The 12,371-nt window shown below is 56.3% G+C and carries 10 protein-coding genes; all 10 read left to right on the top strand.

Going from position 1 to position 12,371, the window contains the following annotated elements; genetic code table 11:
• The first annotated feature begins 2 nt into the window (after positions 1 to 2).
• The 10 genes from AY555_RS10975 to wecB all read left to right on the top strand — a co-directional run bounded on the left by AY555_RS10975 (position 3) and on the right by wecB (position 12,351).
• Positions 3 to 830, top strand: a complete 828-nt coding sequence (locus tag AY555_RS10975) for a class I SAM-dependent methyltransferase (RefSeq protein ID WP_082812179.1) — start codon at positions 3 to 5, stop codon at positions 828 to 830.
• Positions 827 to 2,002 (top strand): glycosyltransferase, encoded by a 1,176-nt coding sequence (locus tag AY555_RS10970; protein WP_066137264.1) that lies wholly within the window; start codon positions 827 to 829, stop codon positions 2,000 to 2,002. Before AY555_RS10975 ends, AY555_RS10970 begins: the two co-directional genes overlap by 4 nt.
• Positions 1,999 to 2,883 carry a methyltransferase domain-containing protein gene (locus AY555_RS10965; protein ID WP_082812178.1) on the top strand — a complete coding sequence of 295 codons (885 nt, stop codon included), beginning with the start codon at positions 1,999 to 2,001 and terminating at the stop codon, positions 2,881 to 2,883. Before AY555_RS10970 ends, AY555_RS10965 begins: the two co-directional genes overlap by 4 nt.
• A 73-nt stretch (positions 2,884 to 2,956) precedes the next feature.
• Entirely contained in the window at positions 2,957 to 3,550 is a 594-nt protein-coding gene (locus AY555_RS10960) for a hypothetical protein (protein ID WP_167798728.1), read from the top strand.
• 12 nt (positions 3,551 to 3,562) lie between these two features.
• Positions 3,563 to 4,459: a class I SAM-dependent methyltransferase gene (locus AY555_RS10955; protein ID WP_066137258.1), complete on the top strand. Its 897-nt coding sequence runs from the start codon at positions 3,563 to 3,565 to the stop codon at positions 4,457 to 4,459.
• Positions 4,456 to 5,376, top strand: a complete 921-nt coding sequence (locus AY555_RS10950; RefSeq protein WP_066137257.1) for a polysaccharide deacetylase family protein — start codon at positions 4,456 to 4,458, stop codon at positions 5,374 to 5,376. The genes AY555_RS10955 and AY555_RS10950 overlap by 4 nt, the downstream gene beginning before the upstream one ends.
• Positions 5,377 to 5,379: 3 nt before the next feature.
• Complete coding sequence (locus tag AY555_RS11680; protein WP_082812176.1) at positions 5,380 to 6,288, top strand: class I SAM-dependent methyltransferase; 909 nt, start codon at positions 5,380 to 5,382, stop codon at positions 6,286 to 6,288.
• 15 nt (positions 6,289 to 6,303) lie between these two features.
• Complete coding sequence (gene asnB, locus AY555_RS10940) at positions 6,304 to 8,193, top strand: asparagine synthase (glutamine-hydrolyzing) (protein WP_066137253.1); 1,890 nt, start codon at positions 6,304 to 6,306, stop codon at positions 8,191 to 8,193.
• Complete coding sequence (locus tag AY555_RS10935) at positions 8,145 to 9,452, top strand: glycosyltransferase (RefSeq protein WP_066137251.1); 1,308 nt, start codon at positions 8,145 to 8,147, stop codon at positions 9,450 to 9,452. Before asnB ends, AY555_RS10935 begins: the two co-directional genes overlap by 49 nt.
• The gene (wecB, locus tag AY555_RS11675; RefSeq protein WP_082812174.1) at positions 9,445 to 12,351 is read left to right on the top strand and encodes a non-hydrolyzing UDP-N-acetylglucosamine 2-epimerase; all 2,907 of its coding nucleotides are present in this window, start codon (positions 9,445 to 9,447) and stop codon (positions 12,349 to 12,351) included. The genes AY555_RS10935 and wecB overlap by 8 nt, the downstream gene beginning before the upstream one ends.
• Positions 12,352 to 12,371: the final 20 nt, after the last annotated feature.

Here is a 12,371-nt window from a genome sequence, read left to right as displayed (position 1 = left end):
TGATGAGTAACCATCTTGACAATTCGACTAGACAGGCTCTAGAGGCCTATCTAACTAATTTGTACGCAGGCGTTTTTTCGAAAGAGGCTATTTCAGCTCATCTGGAGAACCACATTGGTTTCGCCTTTGCTGAATACGCAACTCAGGTAATACGACCACGGTTGCAAGAAGGTGCGAAGGTTCTCGATATCGGATGCGGCTTTGGCAGTTGTGTACTCGCTGCCCGGAATGAAGGCCTTGATGCGATCGGGGTCGAAATCGCTCCGTTCGAGGTCGAGTTCGCACGCAGTCGTCTGCGCAAGGTGCGGCCACAAGACGACCCCAATGGAGTCTATCTTTGTGGGGATGCGCGCAAGCTCAATTTTGCCCCTGAGTCCTTTGATGCTGTGACATTCTGGAATGTCATTGAACATATCGAGCATTGGGATTCGGTGATGGATGCCGCCGCGAGATACCTGAAGCCAGGCGGGATCGTCTTTATCATCTGCCCAAACTACATGGCCTGGCGCGATGAGGCTCATTACCACGTGCCCTGGAAACCAGCCCCATTGCTGCCAAGAGAAAAGGCTGTTCAGTACCTTCAGTCACTGGGGCGTGACCCAAGGTTTTTTGCTGAATCAATTTTTTATCGTACGAATTGGGAAGTGCTGGGGAAGTTGCGCAATCTAGGTTTTGATCTGATGGAGCTTGGGACCCTTGAGAAAAGGACCCTTGCTCCGAGCCGGTTGCTTCCAATTCTGTTTTCACCGCTGAAGCACTTTCGTTTTTTTAATCCATTCCGGCATTCTGTTGAGGTTGCCGCTCGCAAACCATTCGGACGTCTCGTATGAATCGCCTTTTAGTTATAGTCCCTGATCGCATAAGTGATATTCTCGTTAAAGGAGAGTATCAGCCAGGGTACTACAATCCTGGTGATGTGTTCGAAGAGGTGCATATCCTTGTGACCAATGACGACCGCCCTTCTTTGGCAGACCTCAAGCGCACCGTTGGGAGAGCGACTCTTTTTGTACACAGCTATCCCGATAATCTAAATCTGGTTAATTGTCGCCCGCCATGGCTGCGAAATATCCGCCTTCGGAAATGGGCAAAGGGCGGCGTTGATATCGCCCGGTCAGTCAAGCCCCAACTTATTCGTTGCCATGGGTCAGATTGGAATACCTATCTCGCAAGTCGCATCAAGGCTGTGTTGGGAATCCCCTACGTCGTCAGCCTGCACATCAACCCGGATATCAATCCGGTGCGGCGGATAGTGAAGCCACACCTCACAGTCGATGAGAAACGCCATAACGCGTTTTATGAGTACGTTGAGTATTCCGGCTTGCATGACGCAGATCTGGTGATGCCCGTCTACAAACCGATCGTGCCGTACCTCAAGCGGCTAGGTGTTGAGCGCGTTGAAGTTTGCTACAACGTGCTTAACAACAATTATTTACGTGTCAAGAGCGACTATGCCTTGCACAGTCCCGCTCGCGTTATCTACGTCGGCCGGCTGTTCGAGGAGAAAAACCCGGACAACATCATGCGTGCGCTGGTTAGGTTGTCCGGTGTGGTTTTCACTATTGTAGGCGATGGTCCGATCCGGCCCCGACTGGAACAACTGGCGGTTGATCTAGGCATTGCCGACCGAGTGGTGTTTCGGCCAGCGGTTGCCAACGACGAGCTTTGCGAGTTGCTGGTAGAGCAGGACGTCTTCGCCGTTCACACGGAGTACTGGGAAATCAGCAAATCTGTATTGGAGGCGTTGTTGACGGGGCTGCCAATCGTCATCAACAGGCGCCTCGGTGAGCCTGTGCCGGAACTTGAAGGTGATTTCGTTCATATGGTAGAGAATTCAGAAGAAGCCTACTTCCAGGCACTGAATCAACTGCTGACGGATCAAGAGGGGCGTGCAGCACTCGGCAGGCGTGCGCTGGCACATGCGCGGGCTAATTGGGACCCGGCTATCACCGAGGCGCGTTACGCGGGTATTTACCGTTCGTTTCTGGAAAAAAGGCCGGGATGATGATGGATGTCTCACCGTTCCGCTGTCCCGCTTGCCATGCATCGCCATTGCGGGCTCAAGACAGCTTAACGTGCTCGTCGTGCGGCCGTTGTTATCAGATTGAAGGCGATGTGCCTTTCTTGGTTCCAGACCTCAGCGGCCATGAGGATGCCATGGCACAGGCCCGGCAGGTCAATCCCGAGTGGTATCGAGAAGAGCAGCCCCCTGAAGCGGTCAGCCCTTGGCGCCATCACCTCAAGAAGCGGCGACTTTACGTCAGTGCCTGCATCCGTAGGGAGCTACAACGCCGTGGCCTTGAGCGCGCGACACGGCTACTGGACCTCGGCTGCGGCGACGGAACCAATTTGGTCTGGCTGCGTGATTTCACTGAGTCGCTTTACGGCAGCGATTACAACGTCATTCGGTTGGCGCGTGCTTGCGCGCGCATGCCAGATGCGAAACTGTTTCTCGGTGATATTCTCGATTATCCGGTCGTCGATGGCTTCTTTGACGTGGTGTATTTCAACCATGTTATTGAACACATTCCGGACGACGAGGCGGCGCTGGCCACGGCTTACCGAATCCTGGCGCCAGGGGGCCTTCTTGTGCTGGGCACACCCAACGAAGGAGCGTGGTGGTGGCAGTTAGCCTACAAGCGTGCGCCCGAAATCCGCAAGACGACCGATCACGTTAACTTCTACACCGCTGAAACCATAGGCCGGAAGCTGGAGGGCGCGGGCTTCAGAGTATTTGAAGTGAAACACATGGGTTGGGGGCCGCCCGATTGGCATCTTGATGGGCAGTGGCGGCAGCACAAGTGGGTGGACGACCTCTTCGAAGGGGTTGGTCGTGTCTTGCTGCCGCGTCAGGCGTCTTCGCTCTACCTGCTGGCCACTAAATAGGTCTTTTCATACGATTATGTTGACTCCTTTACTTGAATCATCTCAGCCCCAGCTTCAAGGCCGCTTGCTGGTTGTGCTCTGCAGCTACCGCGGCGGCATCGGCAATCCACCGTCGTTTTCCTTTGCCCGCCTTGTGCCCCGGCTTGGCCCTATCGCCAGGCTACTGGATCGGCTGAGCCTGCTTTCGCTGCGCCAGTTCATAGCGTCTAATCGTGACTTCTTTGCTAACGTGCGGACCGTTGGATATCAGGTGGGCTTGCTCGAGGACGCCCTTCGCTTGGCCTCGCCATCTGGTGTAACCATCCGGGTAGACGAGGCTCTGGCGCAGGATGCCGCCTGTGAGAAGCTGGCGTCTTTCGGGCAGGTTGAGGTGCGAGCGGCTGGCGACTTGCTCAGTGCGAACGAGGCCGCGGACAGCGTGCTCCTGATTTATCCAGACGCGCTGGGTCTTGGTTGGGCGCCCCTCGAGTCACGCCTGCCAAGAGGGCCAGTTTATGCAGTGAATGGTCGGCGCCGCATTTTCCCACTCAATGCCTGCACACGCAGGAAACTGCGCTGGCGCCGTCTGCTGGCAAGTACCCGGGCGACTGAGTTGCTGGCCACCATCGCCATCGTACCCCTGGCAGCAGGTCTCGCAGCTTGGGATGCGTTGCGCGGCAAGTCTTGATATCGATGAAACATGACTGATAACAAACAACACGATAAGAAAAAAGCCATTCGCGATTGGTGGGCCGATGCCCCGATGACCTATGCTGAGGATCATGGTCACGTGGAATACCGCCTGCCTGATGGGAGCATGGAGCGTGTAGAGATTGGTACGCGGCGTTTCTATGAGCTGGCCGATTACGTATTTTTCCGCTGGAATGAACCCTTGCACGACGTTACCGGCAAGTTCGGCCGCATCTTCGACTACGAGCGATTCCGCGGCAAGAAGGTCCTTGAGATCGGCTGTGGTATGGGGTGCATGGCCAGCCAGTGGGCTTCCCATGGCGCCAATATAACCGCCATTGACCTCAACCCTGTGGCCATCGAAAAAACCACACGGCGTTTCGAACTCTTCGGCCTCAAGGGCGATATCCGCGAAGTTGATGCCGAGACACTGCCGTTCGCGGACGCAACTTTCGATTTGGTCTATTCGTGGGGCGTGATCCACCATACGCCGGGAATTGAACAGGCGGCCCGTGAGATTTTCCGTGTGTTGAAGCCGGGCGGTCGCCTCGCCCTGATGCTCTACAACCGCGACTCCGTGCTCTATAAGTATTTCGTGTCCTATCAGGAAGGGGTCCTGAACCTTGAGCGCCAATTCCTCGACGAACTGGGCCTAGCTAGCCGCTACGGGGACGGCGGCCGCCAGGAGGGGAACCCGCATACCTGGCCTGTGACGGACGAGGAGGTGCGGCGCGAGCTGCTGCCGATGTGCGAAAACGTCTCCATCAAAGTGTTGGGGACGGATGTGCCGGAGGCCCTGAATACCTGGTTCCCGCGATTGGGGCAACGGCTTCCGCTGTCTTGGCGCAAGGCCCTGGCGCGGCGCTGGGGCTGGAGCCTGTGGATCACCGGGGACAAGGCGGCATGATGGGGGCGTTCTCAATGCTGCGGCAATTGCTCGGCCAGTGGCGCAATGGTCGTGATGTGGCGGCTTCCGAACCTTCGTGGCTGCCGCTGGAGCATTATGTTGCCGCTGCACGCAACCTTGGTCTTGATCGGCCGTACCTCTTCCTGTCATTTGATTGCGACACCGACTTGGATGCTGCTGCTGCCGGTGAGGTGCATGCCTTCCTGGAGTCCCTTGGCATCAAGGCAACCTATGCCGTGCCTGGCGCCCAACTGCAGAGGTTCCCTGATCCCTATCGGCGTTTGGCGGAGCGGGATGCCGAGTTCATGAATCACGGCGGACTCCCCCACACTGAGTGGAATGGTGATCTGTGGGTCGGCATCACCTTCTACGACTCAATGTCGCCGAAGGAGGTAGAAGCCGATATTCGGCGCGGCCACGAAATCGTTACCGAGGTGATCGGCCGTGCACCGATCGGCTTCCGGGCGCCGCATTTCGGGTGCTACATGAAGCCGGAAGAGGTCGACATGCTGCACCGCACGGCCGCCAGTCTGGGTTATCGCTATTGCTCAACGACCATCCCGTCGTTCGGCCTGAAGTACGGCCCCGCCTATGAAACGCATGGTCTTCTGGAGATTCCATGTTTTGGCTCTATTCGCAACCCGGAAACCACTCTCGATTCCTGGACTTACCTGACCGACCGCAAGAACTACGCGCTTGGTGACCAGTATTTCGACTTGATGGTTGAAACCGTTGATGCATTTGTGAGCCGGGAATTGCCCGCCGTATTCACTTGGTATGCAGACCCCTGCCATGTATTAAATCAGCCACCTTTCATGCGGGCGATGGAGCATTTGGTCAAAGCCGGTGTGGTTTCTGTCGGCGGTTCGGAACTGGCGGAAATCCTCTCAAAGCAAACAAGTACCTTAAGGAATTAACTCATGGGTGTTCGAGCTTTTCTAAGGCGAGTCATGGGGGCGCAGAGTTCATCTGCATTAGCTGACCAGAACCTTCGCGACATGCAGTATTCCATAGAATATCTGACGTTGGAGGTGAGTCGCCTGCGATCCTTGGTTAGATATTTAAGCGCCGATGTAATTAACAACTTGCCGATAACTTACCGAACGCGTGAGAGCTTTGATTATCAATGGAGGGATAGCCCGGACGGAAATTGGACGGAAACGCGTCCTGAATTGAAATTGCGCGAGCCTAGTTTGGTTACTCAATACACCAAGTTGCCAAGAGAATGGTTCAAGAACAAAATGATATTGGATGCAGGTTGTGGTTCAGGTCGGTTTTCCTGGGCAATGGCCTCCATGGGGGCAATGGTCCATGCTGTTGATCAGTCCGAAGCCGGGGTATTACACACAAAGAATTCCTGTGCTGAGTTCGGCGATAAAGTAGCAGTGCTCCAGCATGATCTGACGCAGCCTTTGCCCTTTGGTGCGGAGTTTGACTTGGTTTGGTCTCACGGTGTTCTTCATCATACCGGCAACACTTTTGGTGCCTTCTCAAATATTTCCCGCCTAGTGAAACCGGGGGGCTATATTTTTGTGATGCTCTATGGAGAGCCGACCGGGCGCGATCCTGGCGAGTTTGCGTACTATGCTGAGGTGGAGACGTTGCGCCGTGAGACCTGCACGATGTCGTTCTCGGAGCGCTACGAGTTTCTGAGCAAACTGAAGGGCGCTGATGTTGGTGGTTGGTTCGACGCTGTAAGCCCCACCATCAATGATACATACTCCTATTATGAAATCGCCCTTTGGTTGTTGCAGAATGGTTTTGAGGATATTCAGCGCACGATGAGCGCCAGCAGCCATTATGTCATTGCCCGTCGGCGCGTAGATTAGGTGTAACTGACGCAAATGTGCGGTTTTTCTGGATGGTTCCGGCTTGGCATTGACTGCGCCCAGCGCGGCCTGTTGCTCGAGACGATGTGCTCGGCAATCGTTCATCGGGGGCCTGACGATCAGGGCACTTATGTTGATGACCACGTTGGACTGGGCTTTCAGCGCCTGAGTATCGTTGACCTTGGCGGTGGCCATCAGCCCATGGTCTCGGATGACGGTGCAGTTGTCATCAGCTTCAACGGCGAGGTCTTTAATCACGCGGCACTGCGCAGCGAACTTGCCCGCGATGGTGAGAGCTTCCGTACGCATTCCGATACGGAAGTTATCCTGAAGCTTTATCAAACACGTGGTATAGAAAGTATCGCCTGCCTGAATGGCATGTTCGCCATTGCCATCTGGGACAAGCGGCAGGGCGTGCTGCATCTCGTCCGCGACCGCCTCGGGGTCAAGCCGCTGTACTACGCCCGTGTGGGCGATGCGCTGCTGTTTAGCTCCGAGATCAAGTCGATCCTAGCGTCGCGGCAGATTGAGAAGTCTGTCAATAAGCGGGCTGTCTGGGATTATCTTACCTTTCGCTACGTTCCCGGACCTCAGACTATCTGGGAGGGGATCTTCAAGCTCCCGCCAGCTCATCGGCTGGAGTTCCGCCTGAATGATTCCGCGCCAACGATCAGCCGCTGGTGGGACATGCCCATGGCTGTGCCTGCGGTCGAGAAGAGCCTTCGTGACTATGATGAAGAGTTCCGTTACCTGTTCGAGGACGCGGTGCGTCTTCGTTTGCAGGCCGATGTTCCGGTTGGCATTACCCTGAGCGGGGGCCTTGATTCAAGTGCTCTGGTTGCAGCGGCTGCTTCGCCTTCGTTGCATACCTTTTCGGTGGCATTTGCCGATGCGCCGGATACCAACGAACTGGCCTATGCCCTAGCGGTGTCGAAGGCGTTCTCGACGCAGCATCACGAAGTCGTTATCGACGAAAAAGACTTTCTCGACTTTCTACCGGATTTCGTCTGGCATACCGACGAGCCACTTGCGGATCTGGCTTCCATTCCACTCCACTATCTCTCCCGGTTGGCACGTCAGGACGTAAAAGTGGTGCTTTCCGGCGAAGGGGCGGATGAGATATTTGCAGGCTATGATTTCGACCGCTGGGCCCGGCTATGGGACCAGGTGGCGGCGGCGCGTGGCGGACGGCGTCACGGGGCAGGGCTGCTCCCCCGCTTGGCGGCTCCGTTTTCTGCACGAGCGCGAAAGTTGGGGGAGTTGGCGGCCACCGCCACGGATCAACGCCAGGTTGCTGAGCCGATCTCCATGACCAACCTCTGGTCCTCTGCGGAAAAGCGAGAAATGCTCTCGTCCGCCGAAAGCTGGCCTGACAGCCTGGATGTTGTCTCCAATCATCTGGCACGTCTGGGTAATGGTGAGCCTTTGAACCAGGTGCTTTATTCCTACTGCCAGGATTGGCTGGTTGAGGATTTGTTGATGAAGGCGGATCGGATGTCCATGGCCAATTCCCTTGAGTTGCGCACCCCGTTTCTTGACTACCGTCTGGTCGAATGGGCTGGTCATTTGCCCGTACGCTTGAAGGCCGGACCCGATGCTGCAGGAAACTACCGGACGAAAGAAATCCTGCGTCGCTACGCGGAGCCTCGTTTGCCTCGTGAAATTGTGGAGCGCCCCAAGCAAGGCTTTCCGGTGCCGGTATATGGTTGGCTTTCCGGAAGGCTGGCTCCTTGGGCCTGTGAAATGCTTCTGGATTCCAACGCACAGCTTGCCGACTGCTTCAAACCTTCTGCGTTGCAGCACATCGTCCTAGCGGGCACCCAGCCCAATGCTGACTCAAGGACACAACATCGCTTATGGAGCTTGTTGATTCTGGAAATCTGGATGCGCAGGTGGGTGCCATGAGCCGCAGACTGCTGGCGCTGGCGTGGATGATGCCGCCATTGATTTTTCCTCGGTCGCTACAGGTCTCGCGAACATTGCGCGCAATGTCAGAGCGGGGCTGGAAGATCACGGTTGTCGCAGTGCCGCCGGATGTTGAGCCCTTTGCAGCACAAGATCCGCGTTTGGAGGCATTCTATCGGGGTAGCTTCGAAATCCGTTATGTGGAGCCTCGCGAGGAGGTCGAATCGAGCCCGCTCTGGCTTCGCATCGTTCGACACATTCTGCGCACAAAAAACACGCGGGATCCAAATTGGATTCGCCGTGCTTCAACGGCCCTCTGTCAGCAAATAGCTGCAGAAAGTCCGGATGCGCTCATCAGTTTTGCCCAGCCCTGGATCAATCATCGGGTTGCTCTGCGTGTCAAGCGCCGGCACCCGCAGCTTGCTTGGGTCGTACATTTCAGCGACCCTTGGGTGGACAGTCCTTATTTCATCCCCCCTAATGAAAACGCACGTGCAACGGCAATCAAGCAGGAGCGAGAGATCATTTCTACAGCGGACGCCGTAATCTTCACGACACGGGAAACGGCCGATCTGGTCATGGCCAAATATCCGGCTTCTTGGGGCGGAAAAGTTCATGTCCTCTCGCATGGTTACGATGCGGATATTCTTGAATTGATCGAACCAAGACCCCAGTCTGAAAGATTCACCATCATCCACACCGGCAACCTCTACGAAAAGCGGGAGCCCTACGCTTTACTGCGCGCCTTGGCGACCTTGCGTGCCGAACTGAGCGCAGCAGAATTGAGGGTCGAATTCGTTGGCCATGCTACGCAGGCGATGCAGGAGAGGGTGAAGCAACTGGATTTGGACGACATCGTATCGCTCGCCCCCAACGTACCGTTCCTTGACAGCCTGGCCATTGCGCAGTCGGCCGATCTTCTTCTGGTCATCGATGCACCGGCGGAACACAGCGTGTTCCTGCCGAGCAAGATCGTGGATTACCTCTCGCTGCGTCGTCCCATCCTCGCCTTGACGCCTCAGGCAGGTGCTTCGGCACGCGTGCTCGGTGGCCTCGGTTTTCCGACGGTCGACCCGACAGACGAGGCAGGCATCCTTGCCAAGCTGCGCGAATCTCTTGCGCGGTGGCAGAAGGGAGAAAGTGTGACTCCCGTGCCATCGTCAGAGATGCTGCGAGCGTTCGACATTCGGGAGGTGACGGCCGGATTCGAAGAGGTCGTGGTGAGCGCCATATCCGATGAGGAGCGTAAACATGCCTGACAAGATGCGGATTCATCTCGTGGCGGGAGCGCGGCCGAATTTCATGAAGGTCGGCCCACTGTATCACGCTCTCGCCGAGACCGACTGGGCCGACCCGGTATTGGTGCACACCGGGCAGCATTTCAGCGCCGACATGTCCGATGTGTTCCTTCGCGACCTTGGACTCCCAACGCCGCACTTCCATCTGCAGGCCTCGGGCACCACTCATGCCGAGAAGACGGCCGCGGTGCTGACAGCATATGAGGCGCTGTGCCTGCGCAATCGGCCTGATTGGGTCGTGGTTGTCGGCGACATCAACTCGACCATCGCTGCCACGTTGGCCGCCAAGAAACTCAATCTCCCCGTGGCCCACCTTGAGGCCGGGCTGCGCAGCGGCGATCGGAACATGCCGGAGGAAATCAATCGCTTGCTCGTCGATGCAGTTGCCGATCTCCTGTGGACGCCCTCCGAGGACGCTGACACCAACCTGTTGCGCGAGGGTGTCGCGCCTGAACGGATCGTCCGTGTCGGGAACATCATGATCGATGCCTATTGCATGCTTCAGGAGCGTATCTCGGAAGCGGGCACGGCCGCCCGTCTTGGCCTACAGCGGCTCTCCTATGCAGTCGTCACCATGCATAGACCGGTCAACGTCGATCATCGGGAGAATCTGTCGGTAATCGTCGATCAGTTGATCAAACTTGCAGAGAGCATTCCTGTCGTTTTCCCGGTACATCCCCGGACGCGCTCGCGTCTGGAGTCGTTTGACCTGATGCACAAGCTAAGCAATGCAGGGATACGGCTGCTTGAACCACTGGGCTACATCGAGTTTATGAACCTCGTCGCGAACTGCCGAATCGTGGTGACGGACTCGGGGGGAATCCAGGAGGAGACATCCTACCTGGGTGTGCCATGCCTGACCGCGCGTGAGTCGACCGAGCGTCCGATCACTTTGAGCTTGGGCAGCAATCAATTGATTGCCATTTCGCGTATTGAGCAAGCGGCGAAATCGGTCATAGAGACGGTTGCATCGCGCATGAACACGACCATCCCGTTATGGGATGGTCATGCGGCGGAACGCGTGGTTGAGAGCCTTTTTTCGACAGCAGAGGCGAAGTTCATGAACGGCACTCAGGCCTTGATTGGTTTCGGTGAGGCAAATCCCGAACAAGCGCCAACTGGGTCGCTCACCCATCTTTTTGACGTGATTCAGCGTGTCGGGCAACCTTGCATAGTCTGCGCCCGAGTTCCGCTTAACCACCCAGACGTTGCCGCTCTACTTTCCCAACCTCTGGTAGAGGGCGTTATTCTTGAATCGGAGGATCGCGAACTTCTGGCGGCATTCCCCCGCCGCCTGGGTTTTTACACGAAGGGTGGTGGCGATTGGCAACTGCCAGCTCAGGTTGTTGCTGACATGGTTTATGTCGGGCGCTGGACAGATTTTGGTGCGCGAGTGGCTTGGCTCGCATGGCGTGCTGGCATTCGCCGCATTCACCATGCTGTCGCGTTTCAGTCACATCACACGCGTGGCACTATCTGGGTGGCTGTCGAGAAATCCCTGAGATCCTTGCTGTATCGGCTTTGGCAGTCGCCGTTGCGACGCAAGTTGGCAGACAGTACAGGACTCGCATTTCGACTTGAACAATACCTGTTTTCCAAGAGGTTGCGGCTCTTCGAGGATTTACCCCTGCCGGTACCCGGCGCGCCTACTGTGTGGCAGAAAGGAAAAATTGTCGTGGTCGGCGGAATGCTCGGCCCTGGGGGGGCTGAGCGCCAGCTCACTGCAACGTTGCTGGGGCTTTTTGCGCGCGGACACCGGGATTTGCATTTCTTGCATCACTCGCCGATGCACAAGCCGAATGACTTTTTCCTGCCGCAACTGATTGAAGCCGGAATTCCATTTTCTCAAGTAGATCTGTTCGGCGACAGCAACCTAGCATCACCCGGAATTGAGGAAGCGCTTGAGCAGCGTTTAGCGCCGCTTGGCGATTTGGGTACCGAGGTCGCTGCCTACGCAAGAGAGTTTCTTGTCCGTCGGCCCGAGATCGTACATGTCTGGCTTGACTATGTGAATGTCGTGGCAGGACTAGCTGCTCTCCTCGTTGGCGTGCCGCGAATAGTGCTCTCCTGCCGAAGCCTTGCACCGGTGCATTTTGGCTTCATCCAGCCCTACATGCGTCCAATATACCGGCTACTGGCAAAATCACCATGCGTTACTTTCCTGAATAACAGTGAGGCAGGGGCATCAGATTACAGGCGATGGCTTGGTATTACACCATTAAAGATACAGGTGGTCCGGAACGGTTTTGATTTCTCCACCCTGCCACCGCCGCAAGAACTGCCACATCTTCGTAGCGAGTACCGTCGCCGTCTCGGCATTCCTGCCGATGCGCCCGTCGTCGGTGTGATCATGAGAATCTCTGAAGAGAAGCGCCCTCTGCTCTGGATCGAAATCGCGCGGCAAGTGGGACTTCAGGTCACGGATGCTCACTTCTTGATCGTCGGCGACGGACCGCTGCGGAAACAAGCGGAGACTATGGGCCGTGAAGTTTTGGCAGATCGGATACACTTTCCTGGTCACGAAAAAAACGTCTTCTTGGCCCTCGCGGCCATGGATCTATTCATGCTGACATCACGCATGGAGGGGTTGCCGAATGTTCTAATAGAAGCCCAAGCGATTGGCGTGCCACCCGTCGCAATTGATGCGGGCGGGACAAGAGAGACCGTAAAGTGTGGCAAATCTGGTTGGGTAATCCCCACATCGAAAGTCTCCGTCGTAGTAAAAAAGGTGGCCGGTCTGCTGGCTGACAAGTCGGCAGTCGCGGAGGCTGCACAGTACGGCCATACGTTTGTGCGCGCGAAATTCAGCGTGCACGAAATGATCGATAAAACTTTGCTTATGTATGGCTACGAAAACTAGCTACATAGGCCGATATGAGT

The organism is Haematospirillum jordaniae (genome assembly GCF_001611975.1).
Lineage (GTDB): Bacteria > Pseudomonadota > Alphaproteobacteria > Rhodospirillales > Rhodospirillaceae > Haematospirillum > Haematospirillum jordaniae.
Note: the sequence above shows the minus strand (reverse complement) of the source record. Positions and strands in the feature narration are given on the sequence as shown.